Annotated in this window: 16 protein-coding genes and 2 pseudogenes; 8 read left to right on the top strand and 10 right to left on the bottom strand. The window is 70.1% G+C overall.

Annotated elements, in window-relative coordinates; translation table 11 throughout:
* Nucleotides 1-36 precede the first annotated feature (36 nt).
* The 5 genes and pseudogenes from R4Z63_RS03335 to pflA all read left to right on the top strand — a co-directional run bounded on the left by R4Z63_RS03335 (nt 37) and on the right by pflA (nt 7,838).
* Entirely contained in the window at nt 37-747 is a 711-nt protein-coding gene (locus R4Z63_RS03335; protein WP_384452723.1) for a response regulator, read from the top strand.
* A 338-nt stretch (nt 748-1,085) separates the two neighbouring features.
* Nucleotides 1,086-1,958 (top strand): universal stress protein, encoded by an 873-nt coding sequence (locus R4Z63_RS03330; protein WP_384452724.1) that lies wholly within the window; start codon nt 1,086-1,088, stop codon nt 1,956-1,958.
* Nucleotides 1,959-2,032: 74 nt separating this feature from the next.
* Nucleotides 2,033-4,568: pseudogene (gene ppdK / locus R4Z63_RS03325) on the top strand (pyruvate, phosphate dikinase).
* A gap of 277 nt (nt 4,569-4,845) precedes the next feature.
* Entirely contained in the window at nt 4,846-7,113 is a 2,268-nt protein-coding gene (gene pflB, locus R4Z63_RS03320; RefSeq protein ID WP_384452727.1) for a formate C-acetyltransferase, read from the top strand.
* On the top strand, nt 7,110-7,838 hold the full coding sequence (gene pflA / locus R4Z63_RS03315) for a pyruvate formate-lyase-activating protein (RefSeq protein ID WP_384452730.1): 729 nt from the start codon (nt 7,110-7,112) through the stop codon (nt 7,836-7,838). Before pflB ends, pflA begins: the two co-directional genes overlap by 4 nt.
* 73 nt (nt 7,839-7,911) lie before the next feature.
* On the opposite strand, the gene R4Z63_RS03310 is transcribed toward pflA, so the two are convergent.
* The 3 genes from R4Z63_RS03310 to R4Z63_RS03300 all read right to left on the bottom strand — a co-directional run bounded on the left by R4Z63_RS03310 (nt 7,912) and on the right by R4Z63_RS03300 (nt 8,973).
* Nucleotides 7,912-8,214: a 3-oxoacyl-[acyl-carrier-protein] synthase III C-terminal domain-containing protein gene (locus tag R4Z63_RS03310; protein ID WP_384452733.1), complete on the bottom strand. Its 303-nt coding sequence runs from the start codon at nt 8,212-8,214 to the stop codon at nt 7,912-7,914.
* A complete protein-coding gene (locus R4Z63_RS03305; protein ID WP_384452736.1) occupies nt 8,211-8,651 on the bottom strand; it encodes a hypothetical protein in 441 nt (146 codons plus the stop codon). Before R4Z63_RS03305 ends, R4Z63_RS03310 begins: the two co-directional genes overlap by 4 nt.
* A gap of 121 nt (nt 8,652-8,772) precedes the next feature.
* Nucleotides 8,773-8,973 carry an acyl carrier protein gene (locus R4Z63_RS03300; RefSeq protein WP_384452739.1) on the bottom strand — a complete coding sequence of 67 codons (201 nt, stop codon included), beginning with the start codon at nt 8,971-8,973 and terminating at the stop codon, nt 8,773-8,775.
* A gap of 14 nt (nt 8,974-8,987) precedes the next feature.
* On the opposite strand from R4Z63_RS03300, the gene R4Z63_RS03295 reads away from it, so the two are divergent.
* Nucleotides 8,988-9,263 carry a hypothetical protein gene (locus R4Z63_RS03295; protein WP_384452742.1) on the top strand — a complete coding sequence of 92 codons (276 nt, stop codon included), beginning with the start codon at nt 8,988-8,990 and terminating at the stop codon, nt 9,261-9,263.
* Between the two features lie 121 nt (nt 9,264-9,384).
* Here the strand turns inward: R4Z63_RS03295 and R4Z63_RS03290 are convergent, their stop codons facing one another.
* From R4Z63_RS03290 to R4Z63_RS03275, 4 genes are all read right to left on the bottom strand, one after another.
* Nucleotides 9,385-10,296, bottom strand: a complete 912-nt coding sequence (locus R4Z63_RS03290; protein WP_384452745.1) for a universal stress protein — start codon at nt 10,294-10,296, stop codon at nt 9,385-9,387.
* 262 nt (nt 10,297-10,558) lie between these two features.
* Nucleotides 10,559-11,032: a universal stress protein gene (locus tag R4Z63_RS03285; RefSeq protein WP_384452747.1), complete on the bottom strand. Its 474-nt coding sequence runs from the start codon at nt 11,030-11,032 to the stop codon at nt 10,559-10,561.
* Nucleotides 11,033-11,246: 214 nt separating this feature from the next.
* Entirely contained in the window at nt 11,247-12,839 is a 1,593-nt protein-coding gene (locus R4Z63_RS03280) for an oleate hydratase (protein ID WP_384452749.1), read from the bottom strand.
* A 248-nt stretch (nt 12,840-13,087) separates the two neighbouring features.
* Entirely contained in the window at nt 13,088-13,288 is a 201-nt protein-coding gene (locus R4Z63_RS03275; protein ID WP_384452752.1) for a hypothetical protein, read from the bottom strand.
* A 266-nt stretch (nt 13,289-13,554) separates the two neighbouring features.
* Here R4Z63_RS03275 and R4Z63_RS03270 point away from each other — a divergent pair.
* Nucleotides 13,555-13,902 (top strand): annotated as a pseudogene (locus R4Z63_RS03270) (hypothetical protein); the annotation flags it as partial.
* 187 nt (nt 13,903-14,089) lie between these two features.
* Here the strand turns inward: R4Z63_RS03270 and exaC are convergent.
* Together exaC and R4Z63_RS03260 are read right to left on the bottom strand one after the other, a co-directional pair.
* The gene (exaC, locus tag R4Z63_RS03265) at nt 14,090-15,613 is read right to left on the bottom strand and encodes an acetaldehyde dehydrogenase ExaC (protein ID WP_384452755.1); all 1,524 of its coding nucleotides are present in this window, start codon (nt 15,611-15,613) and stop codon (nt 14,090-14,092) included.
* A 53-nt stretch (nt 15,614-15,666) separates the two neighbouring features.
* Complete coding sequence (locus R4Z63_RS03260; protein WP_384452758.1) at nt 15,667-16,977, bottom strand: GAF domain-containing protein; 1,311 nt, start codon at nt 16,975-16,977, stop codon at nt 15,667-15,669.
* A gap of 511 nt (nt 16,978-17,488) precedes the next feature.
* On the opposite strand from R4Z63_RS03260, the gene R4Z63_RS03255 reads away from it, so the two are divergent.
* A complete protein-coding gene (locus tag R4Z63_RS03255; protein WP_037921642.1) occupies nt 17,489-17,671 on the top strand; it encodes a tail-anchor membrane protein in 183 nt (60 codons plus the stop codon).
* A 190-nt stretch (nt 17,672-17,861) separates the two neighbouring features.
* Here R4Z63_RS03255 and R4Z63_RS03250 read toward each other — a convergent pair whose 3' ends face one another.
* Nucleotides 17,862-18,860 carry a polyprenyl synthetase family protein gene (locus R4Z63_RS03250; protein ID WP_384452761.1) on the bottom strand — a complete coding sequence of 333 codons (999 nt, stop codon included), beginning with the start codon at nt 18,858-18,860 and terminating at the stop codon, nt 17,862-17,864.
* Nucleotides 18,861-18,911 lie beyond the last annotated feature (51 nt).

Below are 18,911 nucleotides of genomic sequence, written 5' to 3'. Positions count from 1 at the left end.
CGGCGGGCGGACGATCCGGCGAACTCGGAGTGTGCGATGACGGACAGCAGCGGCGGCCTCACCGGGAAGGAACCGGTGAGGGTCTTCCTCCTCGACGATCACGAGGTCGTGCGCCGCGGTGTGCACGATCTGCTGGATGCCGAGCCGGACCTGACCGTGGTCGGGGAGGCGGGCACGGTCGAGCAGGCGCTCATCCGGGTGCCCGCGCTGCGCCCGCAGGTCGCCGTCCTGGATGTGCGCCTGCCGGACGGGGACGGCGTGAGTGTCTGCCGGGAGCTGCGCTCCCGAATGCCCGACCTCGCCTGCCTGATGCTGACGTCATTCGACGACGAGGAGGCGCTGCTCGACGCGATCATGGCTGGCGCGTCCGGATACGTGCTCAAGCAGATCACCGGAACCGACCTGGTGAACGCCGTGCGGACGGTCGCCTCCGGCCAGTCCATGCTGGACCCCGGCGCCACGGCGCGGGTGATGGCCCGGCTGCGCGGCGGACCTCCGCAGGAGGAGCTTCCGCCGGGTCTGCCCGGCCTGACGGAGCGCGAGGTTGAGATCCTCGCTCTGGTCGGGGAAGGGCTGACCAATCGTGAGATCGGCCAGCGGCTCTACCTGGCGGAGAAGACGGTCAAGAACAACATCTCCCGGCTGCTCGCCAAGCTGGGCGTCGAACGGCGAGTGCAGGCCGCCGTCATCGCCACGCAGGCTCTGGCCGCCCAGGGAGACCAGATCGGGCGGCTCGGCAAGGTGTGACGACTGTCCCAGGAACTGAGCGCTGGTTCACGCGCCCGCGAAACGGCTGAGCGGCCCGGCCCGGCGTACTTCTCGGACGTCGGGCCGGGCCGCTTCCCCATGTCTGCCGGAGAGGCCGGCCGGGGCCGCACCCGAAGCGGGGCGGGGCCGTCAGGCGTGCGGCACGACAGCTACGGGGCAGCGGGCGTGGTGCAGCGTGGCGTGGGTTTCGACCCGATGCGGGTACCGACAGGCGTGTGGCGTGCCCGGCGGCCGACCTGTGGCCCCTCTGCGGGCGGGTCGTGGGCAGGCCACTGTGGAGATGCAAGGCCCTTCCCCGTTCTCCCGAGGAGCCGTTCATGTCCCGCCCCGTCACCGTCGGCTTCGACGGATCCCGTGAAAGCCTCGCCGCCATGGACTGGGCTGCCGGGGAGGCAGTCCGCCGCGCGGCGCCGCTGCGGCTTCGCCAGGTCTGGAGCAAGGACGACGATCCGCGTACGCGTCTGGTGGCCCCGGCGACCGCCCAGGGGTGGGGTGAGCGGGAGCTCGGTACGGCGGAGAGGCGACTGCGCCGACGCCACCCGGGTCTGCGGACCGAAACGCGGTGGGTCTGTGGTGACCCGGTGGAGGAGCTGTGTGCCGCCGCGGACGAGACGGAGCTCCTGGTGCTCGGGTCCCGTGGCCTGGGCGGGCTGGCCGGCTTCCTCGCCGGGTCCGTCTCGCTGGCCGTGCTCGCCCGCACCCGGCGCCCGGTCGTCCTGGTCCGCCCGCACAACCGCCCGGCTGCCGGGAAGGACGGGCCGGCCGGAGAGGTCGTGGTCGGCCTGGACGTGTCCGCACCCGGCGACGAGGTGCTCGCCTTCGGTTTCGCGGCGGCCGACCGGTACGGCTGCGGTCTGCGGGTACTGCACGCCTGGGCCGTTCCGGCGCTCTACGGAGCCGACACGGGCGCTGCCCTGCAACTGATGTGGGCGGAGGTCGCGCAGGACGCGTGCCGGGCGCTCGACGAGGCGCTGGCCCCGTGGACGGAGAAGTACCCCGGTGTGTCCGTTGTCCGTGAATGCCGCCAGGGCCGGCCGGCGCAGGACCTCGTTGAAGCCTCGCGGGGGGCCCGGCTGGTCGTGGTCGGTCGCAGGAACCGGCGTGCGCGGATCGGCACGCACATCGGGGCCGTCACCCACGCCGTCATCCACCACTCCCTGGCTCCCGTCGCGGTCGTGCCGCACGACTGACCGACCAACCGGCCGCTACCGTGCCGCCCCGCTTCCCGGGACCCGACATCCACCGAAGAGACAGGCGAGCAGCCATGACTACCTACGTGTACGACTTCTCCGAGGGCGGCCGGGACATGGCCGGTCTCCTGGGAGGCAAGGGAGCGAACCTCGCGGAAATGGCGCGCATGGGTCTGCCCGTGCCGCCCGGCTTCACCGTCACCACCGAAGCCTGCCGGATCTTCCTCGCCACGGGGCGGGCTCCGGACGGCCTCGACCGGCAGATCGGCGAGCATCTCGCGGCGCTGGAACGAGCCGCCGGCTCGGTCAGGTGACGACCCACTCCTGCTCTCCGTCCGCTCGGGGGCGAGGTTCTCGATGCCGGGCATGATGGAGACCATCCTCGACATCGGGTTGAACGATCTCTCGGTCCTGGGCCTGGCCAAGACCCCCGAGCGCGAACGCTTCGCCTGGGACTCCTACCGGCGCCTCGTGCAGATGTTCGGCAGTACGGTCATGGGCGTCGACGGCTCCCACTTCGAGGCGACGCTCGCCGCAGTCAAGCAGCAACACAGCCGGGGCGACGACACGCAGTTGGACACCTGCGACCTCATTCGGATCGTCGAGACCTTCAAGGACCTGATCCACGAGCGGACCGGGGAGGAGTTCCCGCAGGATCCGGCCGAGCAACTCCGGCGGGCGGTCCTTGCCGTCTTCACCTCTTGGAACGGCGAGCGCGCACGCCTCTACCGCCGACGCGAGCACATCCCGGACGACCTGGGCACCGCGGTCAACATCCAGACCATGGTCTTCGGCAATCTCGGTCCGGACTCCGGCAGCGGCGTCGCCTTCACCCGGGATCCGGCGACCGGCCGACCGGGCGTCTACGGCGACTACCTGCCCAACGCCCAAGGGGAAGACGTCGTCGCCGGCATCCGCAACACCGTGCCACTCCAGGACCTGGCAGGCATCGACCCCGCGTCGTTCGCGCGGCTGCGCGGCTACATGGGGCAACTGGAGGCCCACTACCGCGATCTGTGCGACATCGAGTTCACCATCGAACGCGGCAGACTGTGGATGCTCCAGACCCGCGTCGGCAAGCGCACGGCCCAGGCCGCCTTCGCCATCGCCTCCCAGCTCGCCGACGAAGGACTGATCAGCGAGCGGGAGGCGCTGGGCCGGGTCGGCGGCGAGGCGCTCGCACGGCTGATGTTCCCCCGCTTCGCCACCACGGACTCGAGCGAGGTCGTCGCGCGCGGCGTGCCCGCCTCACCGGGAGCGGCCGTGGGAGCCGTCGTGTTCGACTCGGCGGAAGCGGTCCGCAGGGCGGCCGCCAGCGAGAAGGTCGTGCTCGTACGTCAGGAGACGACGCCCGACGACCTGCCGGGCATGGTCGCCGCCCAGGCGGTGCTCACCAGCCGGGGCGGGAAGACCAGCCACGCCGCGGTCGTCGCACGCGGCATGGGCAAGGTGTGCGTCTGCGGGGCGGAGGGCATCGTCGTGGACACACGGGAGCGGCGCTTCGACGCCGGTGGCGTGACGGTCCACGAAGGCACGGTCGTCTCAGTCGACGGGTCGGAAGGGGTGGTGCGCCTCGGCTCCGTACCCCTGGTCGACTCCGACGTCGTGCGGTACTTCGAGGAGGGCGGTGTGCTGCCGGCCGACGGCACGGCCCGGCAGCCGGTGCGTGATGTCCACCGGCTCATGCGGCAGGCGGACGCCGTGCGGGGCCTGGAGGTCCGGGCGAACGCCGACACCCCCGAGGCCGCGGCCCGCGCCCGTCGCTTCGGTGCCCAGGGAATCGGCCTGTGCCGCACCGATCACATGTTCCTCGGCGACCGGCGCCCCCTCGTCGAGGCGATGATCCTCGCGCACGGCGACACCGAACGAGAGGCGGCACTCGCGGCGCTGCTGCCGCTCCAGAGGCAGGACTTCACCGGCATCCTCGAAGCGATGGACGGCCTGCCGGTCACCGTCCGGCTGCTCGACCCGCCACTTCACGAGTTCCTGCCGGACCGCACGGAACTCGCAGTCCGTCTCGCACGCGGCGAAGCGCTCGGCACACCGGCCGATCCGCACGGCAGCGAACTCCTGGCGGCCGTCACGCGCATGCACGAGGAGAACCCGATGCTCGGCCTGCGCGGCGTGCGCCTGGGGCTGGTGGCCATGCAGGTACGGGCCCTCGCCGCGGCCGTCGTCGCGCGCAGGCGTGCGGGCGGCGACCCCCGGGCGGAGATCATGGTCCCGCTGGTGGACGCGGTCGAGGAGCTCCACCTCGTGCGGGAGGAAGTGGACCGGGTCCTGGCACAGGTTTCGCACGAGACGGGCGTCGACGTCACCTGCCCGGTCGGAACCATGATCGAACTGCCCAGGGCGGCTCTCACCGCCGCCCGGATCGCGAAGGAGGCGGCGTTCTTCTCCTTCGGCACGAACGACCTGACACAGACCACCTGGGGCTTCTCCCGGGACGACGTCGAAGCCGCGTTCTTCTCCGCGTACCTCGACAAGGGCGTCTTCCCCGTCTCCCCGTTCGAGACGATCGACCGTGAAGGCGTCGGCCGGCTGGTGCGGATCGCGGTCGAGGAGGGCCGGGCAGCCCTGGAAGCGAACGGCACCGACGCGAGCGCATAGCCCCCGAACCGTGCTGCCCGGGGGCGCGGAGAGCCACGTCGTCATGGACCCGTACCGCCGCGGCTGCGGGGTAGAGCTCGTGACGCTCTGCGGGAGGGCCCATGGTCCCTCGCCTCGACGGGACCACAGGCCCTCTCCCGCCCGGCTCACCAGGGCCGGTCAGCGGGCTCCGCCTCGCCTCTTCGACCCTGGCCGGCGACACAGCCGACGGGAACCATCAGCAGTGAGAAAGGGCGATCGCCCACCTCGCCTCCGTCCCGGCCCAGGAGATGACGACATGACCGTGACCGTCCAGCACCCTGCCGACGCCAGTCGCACCATTGCCCTGTGGCGCGGCTTCACCGGCGAGGAGTGGCAGCGACACATCGACGTCCGTTCCTTCATCCAGGCCAACTACACGCCCTACGAGGGCGATGCCGCATTCCTCGCCGGTCCCACGGAGCGCACCCGCACGGTGTGGAAGACCGTCACCGCGCTCTTCCCGGAGGAGCGCCGCAAGGGTGTGCTCGACGTGGACACCGCCATGCCGTCCACCATCACCTCCCACGCGCCCGGCTACATCGACCGCGACCGGGAACTGATCGTCGGATTGCAGACCGATGCTCCGCTGAAGCGGGCGATCATGCCCAACGGCGGGCTGCGGATGGTGGACAACGCGCTGCGCGCGTACGGCTTCGCACCGGATCCGTTCGTCACCAAGGTCTTCGGCACGTACCGCAAGACCCACAACGACGGTGTCTTCGACGCCTACACCCCCGAAATGCTGGGTGCCCGCAGGGCGGGCATCATCACCGGTCTGCCGGACGCCTACGGGCGAGGCCGCATCATCGGCGACTACCGCCGCGTCGCGCTGTACGGAACCGCCCGGCTGATCGAGGCCAAGCGAGCCGAGCGGACCCGGCTGGACGAGACACCGTCCACGGCCGACGTGATCCGCGACCGCGAGGAACTGGCCGAGCAGATCAGGGCACTGGGCGAGCTGGAACGGATGGCCGCCTCCTACGGCTGCGACGTGTCCCGTCCCGCAGCCACCGCGCACGAGGCCGTCCAATGGCTCTACCTCGGCTTCCTCGCCGCCGTGAAGGAGCAGAACGGCGCGGCGATGTCCCTGGGCCGCACCTCCACCTTCCTGGACGTCTACCTCCAGCGTGACCTCGACGAAGGAAAAATCGACGAGAGCCGCGCCCAGGAACTCATCGACGACTTCGTGATCAAGCTGCGGATCGTGCGGTTCCTGCGCACACCGGAGTACGACGCGCTGTTCTCCGGCGACCCCACCTGGGTCACCGAGTCCATCGGCGGCATCGGCGAGGACGGCCGCCCCCTGGTCACCCGCACGTCCTTCCGCTTTCTCCAGACCCTGTACAACCTCGGCCCCGCCCCCGAGCCCAACCTGACCGTGCTGTGGTCCCCCCGACTGCCGGAGGGCTTCAAGCAGTTCTGCGCCCAGACATCCATCGACACCAGCTCCATCCAGTACGAGTCCGACGACCTCCTTCGCCCCCGAACCGGCGACGACACCGCGATCGCCTGCTGCGTCTCCGCGATGGCGGTGGGCCAGCAGATGCAGTTCTTCGGTGCCCGTGTGAACCTGGCCAAGGCGCTGCTGTACGCCATCAACGGTGGCCGCGACGAGATGACCGGCGAACAGGTCGCCCCGGCGACGGCCCCGCTGACCGGCGAGCAGCTCGACTACACCGATGTGGCCAACGCGTACGACCGCATGCTGGACTGGCTCGCCGCGACCTACGTCAACGCGCTCAACGTGATCCACTACATGCACGACAAGTACGCCTACGAGCGCATCGAGATGGCCCTGCACGACCACCCGGTCCACCGCACGATGGCCTGTGGCATCGCTGGACTGTCTGTGGCGGTCGACAGCCTTTCGGCCATCAAGCACGCCCGTGTCACAGTCGTTCGGGATGCCACCGGGCTCGCCGTCGACTACCACGTCGAAGGCGACTACCCGGCCTACGGCAACGACGACGACCGCGCCGACCGCATCGCGGTCGACCTGGTCCGCTCCTTCATGGCAAAGGTGCGCCGCCACCCGGCCTACCGGGGTGCCGAGCACACGCAGTCGGTACTCACCATCACCTCCAACGTCGTCTACGGCAAGCACACCGGCAACACCCCCGACGGCCGCCGTGCGGGTATGCCGTTCGCCCCGGGCGCCAACCCGATGAACGGACGTGACCGACACGGGATGGCGGCATCGGCGCTGTCGGTCGCGAAGATCCCGTATGACCAGGCCCGCGACGGCATCTCCCTGACGTCCACCATCACCCCGGAGGGCCTGGGGCACGATCCGGCCGAACGCGCCGGGCACCTCGTCGGGATCCTCGACGCCTACACCGCCGCAAGCGGTTTCCACATGAACGTCAACGTCCTCGACCGAGCCACGCTCGAGGACGCCATGGAACACCCGGACAACTACCCTGACCTGACCATCCGCGTCTCCGGCTACGCCGTCAACTTCGTCCGCCTCACGCGCGAACAGCAACTCGACGTCATCAACCGCACGTTCCACGGTGCGCGATGACCACGGGCCGCATCCACTCCTGGGACCTGTCCACCGGGGTGGACGGGCCCGGCACCCGGTTCGTTCTCTTCCTCAGCGGCTGTCAACTGCGCTGCCTGTACTGCGCCAACCCCGACACCTGGCACATGCGCGAGGGGCAGCAGGTCACCGTGGACGAACTGGTCGGGCGCATCGAGCGGTACCGGCAGTTCACCGCTCTGGCCGGTGGAGGCGTGACCCTGACCGGAGGCGAGCCCCTGCTCCAGTCCGCCTTCACCGCCGAGGTGTTCCGACGCTGCAAGGAGCTCGGCCTGCACACCGCACTGGACACCTCCGGCGCCCTCGGCACTCGCGCCGACGACGCGCTCCTGGCCGATACCGACCTGGTCCTGCTCGACATCAAGTCCTTCGACGCCGGCGTCTACCGGCGTCTGACCGGCGGCAACCTCACCGCCACCCTCAACTTCGCCGTCCGGCTGAACAGGCTCCGCGTCCGTACCTGGATCCGCTACGTCCTGGTCCCCGGCTGGACCGACGATCCGGCTGCCATCGATGGGCTGGGCCGCTTCCTCGCGGAACTGGACAACGTCGACCGTGTCGACGTCCTGCCTTTCCACAAACTCGGTACCCACAAGTACGACTTGCTCGGCATCCCCTTCCCGCTCCGCGACAAACCGGTTCCGGACGCCGCACTGGTCGAGCGCGTTCGCGACCAGTTCCGGGCGCACGGCTTGCGGGCACGGTGAACCAGCCGAATGCGCGTCACACGAGACAGTGCCGGCCTGTCCGCAGGCGGGCTTCTGCTCCGCCTTGGGGCTATTACAACCAGCGTTGTACGGTTCCGGCCCAGCTCATTCCGGCGCCGACAGCGGCGTGCAGAACGGTGGTCTCCGGGTGGATGCGGCCGTGGTCCCGCGCCACGTGGAGTGCCATCGGGAGCGAGGCCGCGCCCGTGTTGCCGAACGCATCGGCAGTGAGGACGAGTTGTGCGGCAGAGATGCCCAGTTCAAGACTCAGGGCTCGCAGCATACGAGGATTCGCTTGATGCGGAATGACGAGGTCGATCTCGTTCAGGGGCAGACCTGACAGTCGGAAGTAGGCCGCGACCTTCTTCCCGTTCATGTGGAGGTAGTGGCCGCCATCGGAGAGGGTGTGTTCGGCTGTGCGCTGCCGCCGGCACGGATTCCCACGATGTCGGCCAGCGCGCCATCAGTCCCCTGCGCGCTGCACAGGATCCCCCTTCCTGCAGCCGCACGGCCTACCACCGCTGCACCGGCACCGTCTGCGAACAGCATGCCCGTGGACCTGTCGGCGGGATTCTGGAACTTGGAGAACGTCTCGGCTCCGATGACCAGCGCGCGTCCATCGGGGTGGGATGCGGCGAGGATGTCGCGGGCCGTCTTCAAGGCGTAGAGGAATCCCGCGCATGCTCCGCCGACATCGGTGGCCCAAGCCCGGTCTGCGCCGAGACGGTGCTGTACCCGACAGGCTGTGGCGACCGCGAGGTGGGACGTGGCCTGGCCGGGCTCCGCGTACTGCCGCTGCCGGACACCGGTCATGCGCTCGATCCACTCCGGGTCCACCCGTACTGGTCGGCGATGTCCGCATTCCTGACTCGGCGCTCCGGGATGTGCACACCCAGGCCCTGGATTCCCAATGCGATGGACGTCGCCTGGCCGCTCACGTGCGGACCTCCTTGGCGTTCGCCTCCTGCACCACGTGCGCACAGTGGGACACGGTCATGTCCTGCTCGGCCAGGAGCGTGTCGTCGATGGGCCTGCCGAATTCCTCCTCGGCTCGCAGTGCGATCTCCACTACCTGAAGCGAGTCGAGGTCGAGGTCTCCGACAAGCCGGGATTCCCGCGGCGCGCCGACGAGCACAGGAGCGAGGTGTCATGACGACCACCGAGACGGCCACCACCGAAGCCGGCGAGATTCTCGTCCGCATCGACCCGGCGGAGAACTGGTACGCGAGCTTGGCCCGGGCAGCGGCAGAGGCCGAGAAGCGCGGGCTGGGGCTTCGCCTCGTCCATATCACAGCCCCTCAACAAGACCTGCCCCCTGCCGCCGAGAGCCGAAGTGCCACTACCGGCCAGTGCCCCTCAGAAGCGGAACGGTGGGGCGAGGAAGACGTCCGTCGTGAAGAACGAGACACAGGCGGAACGCAGTAGCGCCAGGCACACGCCGAGCCCGGCCGGTGGTCATCACCCGGCCGGGCTCGGCGCGCATGGGTTGCTCCCAGGTCTGCGGTCAGCCGCAGACGGTCAGGGCAACCCGGCACACGTGATCGCTTCAAGCGTGCGGTACGACCGCGACCGGGGCTGTGGCGTGGTGGAGGACAGCGTGGACGACCGGGCCGAGATGGGTGCCGATGGCGGAGCGGCGTATCCGCCGGCCGACGACGACCAGTGAGGCGTCTGCCGAGGCTTCGACGAGCTGGTTGGCGGGTTGCCCCACCGAGCAGTCCACTTCGACACGGACTTCGGGGTACTTGTCGCGCCAGGGCCGCAGTTCGTCGGCGAGCGCCGTCGCCGTGGAGGTCGCCATGCCGTCGCGCACCTCGGGCGCGAGCAGCGTCGGGTCGAACGCGAAGGCGGGCGGCATGCTCCAGCGGTGGATCACGTGCAGTGGGGCCCGGCGTACGGCCGCCGCGTCGAAGGCGTGGTCGAGGAGCTCGGCAGACGGGTTGGAGAGGTCCAGCCCGAGCACGACCGACCGGTCGACCAATCTCCGTGCCCCGTCACTGCCGGATACGGGCAGGCAGTCGGCGTTCAGCCAGTCGCCCGGCCGCACGACCACGACCGGGCACTCGGCGTGGGCGAGCACGGCCTGGGAGACGGATCCGACGAGGAAACCGGTCATCGCCCCAAGCCCGCGCGAGCCGAGTATCAGTACCTCGGCCTCCTGCGCGGCAGCGACCAGGACGGTCAGCGGCCGCCCGTCCACCTGCTCCGTGGTGATCTCCAGGCCGGGGTGCCGCTCGGTCAACTGCAGCGCGACCTCCCGGGGGATGCGCTCAGCCCAGTACTGGGGTGACGGGGTGGCCTCGGTCTGCGTCGTGTATCCGTAGGACGGGATCCACTCCTCCATGGCGTGCAACAGCTTGAGGGGGAGCCGGCGCCGCCGGGCCTCCCGGGCGGCCCACTCGGCGGCGGCAAGAGATGCAGGGGATCCGTCGATTCCCGCAATGACCGTACGTGACATGGTGTTTCCTCCGGAGCCTATGGGGCGAATACCGTCGTCGGCGGTGTGTGTCCCACCCTTCCCTTCCGTACCGTGGGGGAACGATGGTCCAGCAGACCCGGGGAATGGGCCGAACGTCCCTCGTCGCCCGGCCGGACAGTGGCTGTGCCGGACACGGACGTGCGCGGTGCTCACACCGGTCACCAAGCACCTGGTACGCGAAGCAGCCCGCGTCCCTCACAGCGGGAACGCGGGCAACGGCGATGGGGAGCGCTGTGCATGGTCAGTCGTGGGGGATTACAGCCACCGGTGTCCGGCAGTGGTGTAGGACCGTACGGGTCATACCTCCGGTGTGGGGACCGAGCCGGTGGGCCCGGGAGAAGGCGTGGTCCAGAACTTCGTCGCACGGGTGCGAGAGGTCCAGGCCGAGGACGATGCCGCCGTTCGGGATCGGAGCGCGGCCCGGAACCAGGACGACAGGATGCCGGGTACGGGCGACCACGGACAGGGCCACCAAACCGGACACGAACCCGGCGACCCCGCCCAGACCGCGGGAACCGAACACCAACAGCTCGGACTCCTCGGCGGCCCCGCACAGAACGGTGGCTGGCTCTCCGCACAGCTCCTGCGCGACCACGTCCAGGCCCGGATGCGTGCGCCGTATCCGCTCGGCCGTGGAGCGGGGTCCGCGTCGTACGGCTCCTGCCGGGGACGAGAACCGATGAGTCGTGAATGGACGTCCGGTTCCAGGCCCCACACGTGCAGCAGGCGAAGGGCGAGACCGCGTCGGCGCGCTTCGTCCGCGGCCCAGGCGACGGGGCCAGGCTTTCGCGAGATCCGTCGAGACCAACGGTGATCGCCCGGGATCGCCGGACCCCGAGATCGGGTGGCGAGGTTGCTACGGGGGGAACACGGAAGGACCTCCGGGGCCGGGACGGCAAGCCGTGCGGTTGGGAGAGGCGAGCCGCAGCTCAGGCGAAGACGGCCTTGAGGGCCCGCAGCGCCGTCAACGGGTCGGACAGTGCGTGGTAGACGGCCGGAACCTCCTTGTCGACGACCAGCAGTTCGTACACCGCGTGCATCGCCCCGCGGACGGAGTACTCGACGGTGAAGACGACGTCTTCGGGGATCTCGGTGAACTGACCGAGGAAGGCGAAGTTGGCCGACCCGGAGGGGACCACCAACGGCCGGTCGTGGATGTCACGGCGCTCGAACTGGCTGGTGATGTAAGGCATCATCACGGTCGTGACGGCGGTGGTGGCGCACACCTCGTCGGCGATGTCGTCGAAGCCGAGATGCCCGAGCAGTTCGATGAGGATCTCCTGTCCCGTGGCCTCCGACATCTTCTTGCCGGTCAACTCGCCCGGCTCGTCCACGAACAGCCCGTACCCCCAAAGGGTGAAGACGTCTTCGGGCTGGCCGGCGAAGTGCGGCTGGTGGGGCACGACCACCGACATCAGCCACCGGGAGTCCTTGAACGTCATCAGCGCCCCGGTGCCGGGGGCATTGCCTGAGAACTCCTCGATCCGCTTGAGCAGTGCCGGGCTGCGCATCGTCAGAGTGAACGACTCCCACTTGGCCTCGTCGACGTTGCCGTTGAAGGATCCGGGCCGACCGAAGTCCGGGGCCTTGCGGGCCAGCGTCTCCCACAGGTTCCAGGCCCCGTCGCGCTTGTCGCGGACCAGCTCGGGGACGGTGTCGTCGCCTCCGTAGCGGGCGTCCGCGGTCATGGAGCCGATGGTGATGAACGCGTAGTCCCGCGGCCCGATTCCGTACGATCCCGCTGTGCCGTCCCGCTCGAAGAGGATGCGCTCGGCCCGGCGCTCGCCGGCCTCGCCGACGGCGAACTCCACGTCGGTGACTCGGATTCCGTGCTCGATGCGGACTCCCTGCCGTTCCAGCCAAGCCTGTACCGGCAGAACGATCGAGTCGTACTGGTTCAGCCGCGTGCGCCGTACTCCGGCGAGGGTGTGGATACGGGGGAGTTCCTGGAGGAAGCGCAGGAAGTAGCGCTTGAGCTCGATGGCGCTGTGCCAGTTCTGGAAGGCGAAGGTGGAGCGCCACATCGCCCAGAAGTTGGTGGTGAAGAAGTGCTCGGAGAAGAAGTCCTCGATCCGGCGCGCGCCGATGACGGACTCGGGCAGGGCGAGCAGGCGGGCCATCTCCACCCGGTCGGCAGTGGTGAAGCCCAGCTCGGAGGCGTCGAGGATTCGGCCGGAGGCGTCGATGAGCCGGGCGTTGGCGTGGGTGAGCCAGCGCGCGTTGAACTCCTCGGTCTCCTGTAGGACGGACACGGTGCCGTTGCCGAGCGTGGGGATTGCCGCCAGGAGGTTCCACAAGCAGACGTAGGCTTCGTCCTCCAGCATTCGGCCACCCCGGGCGACGTAGCCGGTGTCCGGTGCACCACTGCCGTCGAGTGCGCCACCGGTCTGCGGCAGTTCCTCCAGGATGTGGATGTTCTCGCCGGGCATTCCCGCGTCCCGTACGAGGAAGACCGCCGCGGCCAGCGAGGCGATTCCTCCGCCGACCAGATAGGCATGGGAGCTCTGGGTTTCGTTCGTCATGGCCATGCCCTTCCAAGAGCGAGGTGCTTCCCTGCCACTCCGTCCAGTCAACTCCCCTGCCAGCAGGGCCCACAGGAGCCGAGGGGCCTGGTCGCCAGGTCCGTTGGTCCCTTCGGTGCCCCTGGTGGAGAATCGGTATCCGGGGGAGTACATGTGCCCGCCTTTGATGCGTCGCGTGTCGGCAGCCGGTCCTCACCGGGGCAGCTCCGGCCAGCTCCCAAGGGCACTTCTGCCCAGGGCAGGGACGATCACAGGCCAGTCGGCCTTCCGGTACCGCTGCCCTGACGGTCCAGGCTCGTGGCGGTAGCGAGAGCGATGAGGCCGACGGCCATCATGATCAGTCCGACCAGCGGCCGGTCGGCGGTGCGCCATTGCCAGTCCACAGCGAACGTGAGGATGGCGCCCAGACCGATCGATGTGATGGCGCCGATGGCAACGAGACCCGCCATGGCACTCACCTCCCTTGTCCGTCGTCCACGAGGCTCCTTGCCCCGTGCAGACCTCACTGTTCCGAAGGGTGCAGCGGGCTCCCAGGGGCCTGTCGGCCCCTCTCTCGGCCAACAGGGCCCTCACAGTGGCGAGAGCTAACCTTCCGGCCCCCGGCACTCTGCCCCCGCTTCCGAGATCGACGGTGAACCGCGCGGCCCTGACGGACCATTGGCGGCGCGGCGTAGGCCGTTCGCCCTCATGGCCCGCGCCCTCCGTGCGGGGACATTCCAAAGGCTTCCTGAGCCACGTCTCTGCCGGGCCGCTGGAGGAGACGTTCCACTCCTGGGCCGGGGCGGCCTGGGCCGACTGGACCTTCATGCTGGGACTGCTCGGCATCGGTCTCGCCTTGGCGAGCGGCGTCGCCCTACACGTCGCGGCTGGTGCGGGCACCACGATGATGGCGCTCATGTGGGCCCCCGAGTGGCCCCCTGCCAGGCACCTATCGGACGGCAGCCTCAGCATGTCCACGAATCCGTTGGTGGACTATCACGTCCTGTACGCGGCGGTTCTGGTGACCCTCGCGGCGATCGGAGCCGGACGCACCTGGGGTCTGGGCAGCCAATGGCAGAGCCTCACCGAGGCAGGCCACCCGCCCGGTGAGCGAGGTTTGGTCCGTGATTGGTCCGGAACAGCCGGTCTGGAGTGGGATACGGCTGGGAGGAACTGGCAGGAACAGTAAAAAAACAATGTCCGCGTCGAGCGGGTCGAGCCGACGGCGCCTGACGGGTAAAAGCCCAGGTCAGGCGCCGTTTTTCGGGCTCCTAGAAGAAGCCGAGCTTCTTCGGCGAGTACGAGACGAGGAGATTCTTCGTCTGCTGGTAGTGGTCCAGCATCATCTTGTGGGTCTCCCGGCCGATGCCGGACTGCTTGTATCCCCCGAAGGCGGCGTGCGCCGGGTAGGCGTGGTAGCAGTTCGTCCAGACGCGCCCCGCCTGGATCGCGCGACCCGCCCGGTAGGCCGTGTTGACATCCCGCGTCCAGACACCCGCCCCCAGGCCGTACGCCGTGTCGTTCGCGATGCGCACGGCGTCCTCGAAGTCCTCGAAGGCGGTCACCGACACCACCGGCCCGAAGATTTCCTCCTGGAAGATCCGCATGCGGTTGTCGCCCTCGAAGACGGTCGGCTGGACGTAGAATCCGCCGGCCAGGTCGCCTCCGTGGTCGATACGGGCGCCCCCGGTCAGGATCTTCGCGCCCTCCTGCCGGCCGATCTCCACGTACGACAGGACCTTCTTCAACTGCTCCTCCGACGCCTGGGCGCCGATCATCGTGTCGGTGTCCAACGGATGCCCGGGAACGATCAGTTCGGTGCGTGCGACGGCCGCGTCGAGGAAGTCCCCGTACCGGCCCCGCTCGATCAGGGCGCGGGAGGGGTTCGTGCACACCTCGCCCTGGTTGAGCGCGAACATGGTGAAGCCCTCCAGGGCCTTGTCGCGCAGGTCGTCGTCCTGCGACCAGATGTCGTCGAAGAACAGGTTCGGGCTCTTGCCGCCGAGTTCGAGGGTCACCGGCTTCAGGTGCTCCGCCGCGTATTGCATGATCAGCCGGCCCGTGGCCGTCTCCCCGGTGAAGGCGATCTTCGCCACGCGCGGGCTGGAGGCGAGCGGCTTGCCGGCCTCCTCCCCGAAGCCGTTGACGATGTTCACCACCCCCGGCGGCACCAGGTCCGCGACCAGGCCAAGCCAGTAGTGGACGGATGCCGGGGTTTGTTCGGCCGGCTTGAGGACCACGGTGTTGCCCGCCGCCAGCGCCGGTGCCAGCTTCCACACGGCCATCAGGATCGGGAAGTTCCACGGGATGATCTGCCCCACCACGCCCAGCGGTTCGTGGAAGTGGTAGGCGACCGTATCCTCGTCGATCTGGCTGAGCGCGCCCTCCTGCGCCCGCAGCGCGCCCGCGAAGTAGCGGAACTGGTCGATGGCCAAGGGAAGGTCGGCCGCCAGGGTCTCGCGCACCGGCTTGCCGTTCTCCCAGGTCTCCGCGACCGCGAGGGCCTCCAGGTTCTGCTCCATCCGGTCCGCGATGCGCAGCAGGATCGAGGACCGGTCAGCGGCCGAGGTCCGGGCCCAGGCCGGGGCCGCCGCGTGTGCCGCGTCCAGCGCCCGCTCGACGTCCTCGGCGGTGCCCCGGGCGACCTCGGTGAAGGTCTGGCCGTTGACCGGGGAGGGGTTCGCGAAGTACCGCCCGCCGGCAGGGGCGACGTACGCGCCGCCGATGAAGTGGTCGTAGCGGGACGCGTACGACATGAGCGCCCCCTCGGTGCCGGGCGCAGCGTAACGGGCCATGGTGTCCTCCTCCTGCCGGGCGCCGGCCGCCGTCGGACAGCGCTCGGGGGAGGCTAGGAGCGGGCGGGTTGCGGATACGTTGCACGGCGTCCGCGCCGGTCCGGCCGGGCGGCCAGCTCGCGGTCCAGGGAGCGGGCCCGGGCCAGCGCGGACGCCCTCCCCGCGGGCGGCAGCGCCGCCGCCAGCGCCCGCCACGCCTCCGGGTCCTCCGCGCCCCACGCGCTGCACACCCAGTCCGCCAGCAGCCCGGCGTCGGCCCGCGCGATGACGGCCGCCCGCGCCTGCTCCTCGATCCGCCGTCGCAGCCGGACCACCCCGGGAGCCGTAGAGGCCGGCAGCAGTGGACCCGGATAGCGGTGGAGGGCCGCGGAGACGGCACCGGTCGCCAACTGCCGTGTCAAGAGGGTGAAGTCCGCGTCCAGCGGACCGGCCGCGCGGTAGGGGCGCGACAGCGGTGCCGAGGAGCCCAGCAGCGTGCGCAGCCGGGACATCTCGGCGCGCAGCGTCACCGGTGACACCGACTCGTCCTCGTAGAGGGCGATCGCCAGTTCCTCACCGGACAGGCCCTCGGGGTGTTGCGCGAGCAGGGCCATGATCTCGCTGTGCCGACGGCCCAGTCGCAGCTGCCGGCCCCCGGTCACCAGCAGCGCCTCGTCCCGCCCGAGGGCCGTGAGCCGGTCCGGCGCGCCCGGCCGCCCCTCGTCGAGCAGGGCCAGCTGGGCCTCCGCCGCCCGGGCCACTGCACGTACGAACGCCAGGGAGTGCGGGTGCGCCAGGCCGTCGCCGCCGGTGATGTCCACCGCGCCCAGCAGCCCGCCCGTCCGAGGGTCCCGCACCGGCGCTGCTGCACAGGTCCACGGGTGCACCCGGCGGCTGAAGTGCTCCGCCCCGAAGACCTGCACGGCCTCGTCCAACGCCACCGCCGTGCCGGGCGCGTTGGTCCCCATCGTGCTCTCCGCCCAGCGTGTTCCGGGGACGAAGCCCAGGCCCTCAGCCCGACGCAGCGTGCCCGCCTCTCCCTCCACCCACAGCAGGCTGCCCCGCGCGTCGCACACCGCCAGCAGGTGCGCCCCGTGGGAGGCGAAGGCGCCGACGAGTTCCCGGAACAGCGGCATCACCCGGGCCAGCGGGTGCTCCTCCCGGTACGGACGCAGCTCCGCCTCCGCCAGCTCCACCCGCGGTGTGCACTCCGGGCTCAGCCGGGCCCGCGCACACCGCCGCCAGGATCGCGCGATGACCGACCGGACCGGGGCATCCACCCGGCCCTCCCGGGTGAACGCGTCGTGTGCCCGGCGCAGTTCGCGCGAGCGGGCCGCCGGAACGGCCCCGTCCGGCAGCGCCACCGACGGTTTCCGGTCGCCCATCTCACCCTCCTGTGGTGCCGCGGTACCCGGAGCGCCCTCATCGTCGTCCCGGCACCGTGCCCCGGCAAGCGCTACGTCGGCCACGGCGCGGGGCAGACGCCGGCCCGATCCCGTCCGGACCGGGCCGGACGGTCCGCGCAGGCTCCGGCCTGTTCGGGCGGACCGTGCTCCACCGGAGGCGGCCCGGCGAGCGCGGCTTCAGCCCGCCCGCATCGGCCTCCAACGCCGCTGCGGGGTCCGGCGGCGACCGGCCCGACGGGATCCACCGGGGCCTGGGGTAGGTCCGGGAGCGGAGGCAGGGTGAGGTCGCCCCGGTCACCGAGGGGCTGGTGCCGGCCGGGGGAGAACGGTGCGCCGGGGGAGTGCGGGCCGGAGGGGAGGCCCACACGCGGCACATGCGCCTCACGGGGGTGGGGGTGGCCGCGGGCACCTCGACCCGGCACCCGGGAACGCGTGGTCCGGGCCGCGCGTTGAGGGGGTAGTGGTCGACGTCACAAGGAGGTGTCCGCAGATGTCCAATGGCGGAAAGGTCGCGGTTGCCGGAGTCGTGGCAGCCATCGTGTTGTTCTGGGCGGTGGGCTTCTGGGCGGGCCTGCTGGTTCTGATCGGGGTGCCGGCTGCGGCCTACCTCCTGTTGGATCCGTCCCAGAGGCGTCGGGTGCGCGGACTGTCCAGAAAGCAGATCGGCCGCTGACAGGGGACGCCTGACGCCTGACGTCAGGCGAGTGACGCGGGCGCGCAGTGCGTGGCGTGCTCTGTGACGTGAGGGCCGATCGGTGGAAGCGCCGGGCTCCGGCCGGTGTACGGAGCCCGGACGGCGCGGCCGTGGTGCGGGGCCGGTGCGGCCGCGGGGCGGGCTTGCGGCGCCGGCCCGCCCACCCGGCTCAGGCCGCGCCGCTCACGAAGGCCGGCGTGAAATCCGCTTCGAGCAGCATCTGGGACGCGTGGTCCACGAGGTTGCGCAGGACCGACTGGTAGGTCTCGTCGCCGCCCAGTTCGTCCAGGATCCGGTAGGCCTCCGCGCGGAAGCAGTCGATCTCGGCACGGTAGCGGTCGAGGGCGGCGGGGGTCCGCAGGAGGCTCGCGAGTTCGAGCCTGGCCGGATGTGACCGGCTCGCGGCGGCGCACAGTCCCAGGATGTGATCCCGGGAGAGGGGTGAGGCGTCCTCGATGACGGAGGCGAGCAGGTAGGTCACCGTGCCGTTGAGAAGGTCCTCGTCGCGGCCGGACAGGATGTCCTCCTGGTCGTTGAAGAGCTGCCACAGGATTCCGAAGACGTATCCGAATTCACGCCACAGGGCGACCTTTTCGCCCGTGGTGCCCGAGAATATGGCGGCCATGGCCGTGATCATGCCGAACGGGGCGCCGGATTTGCCGCGGTACGTCTCCACTACTGACATGCGGGAGGCGCTGCGAATGTCTCCGCGCATGTCGTCTAACTGGCCGTCGGCTCCTATGATCCAGCCGTCGAGAATCTCGCTTATCAGCGCCCCGCGCGTCGCCTCCGGGAGATCTTGCGCCAGGATGATCTGAACGGGCAGTGCGTTTCCGGTGATGACGGCGGCGAGCAGCGCTTCGTCCTCGGTGAGCTCGCCCGAGATGGACGCGCCGTCGGCGTCGGCCAGGTCGTCGAGATAGCAAGCCGAGGTCCACCACAGCAGGTGCACTGCGGACAGTGGCACCGCCGGCCCTGGGTTTCCCGTTTCTATGGCGTGCGTGAGCAGGGGGAGCACCGAAAGGGGATGTCTCAGTTTGCGCTGTTCGAGGAGCTTGGCCACGGATTTCCTGGTCGTCGCCGCGACGAGTCCGAGCCGGTCCAGAGCGGTTGCGATCTCCGCGTCGATGTCCTGTGCGACCTTCCGGTGTAGGTCCAGGTACGACAAGCAATTCAAGAGTGGCCTCCATCGGGGAATGTGCGTGGGGGTGAGGTGCGC

It is taken from the genome of Streptomyces sp. PL-29, assembly GCF_058344425.1.
This window is presented reverse-complemented; position numbering and strand designations above follow the sequence as displayed.

Coding starts and splice junctions, on each gene's coding strand:
- R4Z63_RS03255 (WP_037921642.1), top strand. CDS start 17,489: ATGTCCAATGGCGGAAAGGTCGCGGTTGCCGGAGTCGTGGCAGCCATC.
- R4Z63_RS03290 (WP_384452745.1), bottom strand. CDS start 10,296: ATGTCACGTACGGTCATTGCGGGAATCGACGGATCCCCTGCATCTCTT.
- R4Z63_RS03305 (WP_384452736.1), bottom strand. CDS start 8,651: ATGACCGGTGTCCGGCAGCGGCAGTACGCGGAGCCCGGCCAGGCCACG.
- exaC (WP_384452755.1), bottom strand. CDS start 15,613: ATGGCCCGTTACGCTGCGCCCGGCACCGAGGGGGCGCTCATGTCGTAC.
- R4Z63_RS03330 (WP_384452724.1), top strand. CDS start 1,086: ATGTCCCGCCCCGTCACCGTCGGCTTCGACGGATCCCGTGAAAGCCTC.
- R4Z63_RS03275 (WP_384452752.1), bottom strand. CDS start 13,288: ATGGCGGGTCTCGTTGCCATCGGCGCCATCACATCGATCGGTCTGGGC.
- pflB (WP_384452727.1), top strand. CDS start 4,846: ATGACCGTGACCGTCCAGCACCCTGCCGACGCCAGTCGCACCATTGCC.
- R4Z63_RS03260 (WP_384452758.1), bottom strand. CDS start 16,977: ATGGGCGACCGGAAACCGTCGGTGGCGCTGCCGGACGGGGCCGTTCCG.
- pflA (WP_384452730.1), top strand. CDS start 7,110: ATGACCACGGGCCGCATCCACTCCTGGGACCTGTCCACCGGGGTGGAC.
- R4Z63_RS03335 (WP_384452723.1), top strand. CDS start 37: ATGACGGACAGCAGCGGCGGCCTCACCGGGAAGGAACCGGTGAGGGTC.
- R4Z63_RS03295 (WP_384452742.1), top strand. CDS start 8,988: ATGACGACCACCGAGACGGCCACCACCGAAGCCGGCGAGATTCTCGTC.
- R4Z63_RS03310 (WP_384452733.1), bottom strand. CDS start 8,214: ATGAACGGGAAGAAGGTCGCGGCCTACTTCCGACTGTCAGGTCTGCCC.
- R4Z63_RS03280 (WP_384452749.1), bottom strand. CDS start 12,839: ATGACGAACGAAACCCAGAGCTCCCATGCCTATCTGGTCGGCGGAGGA.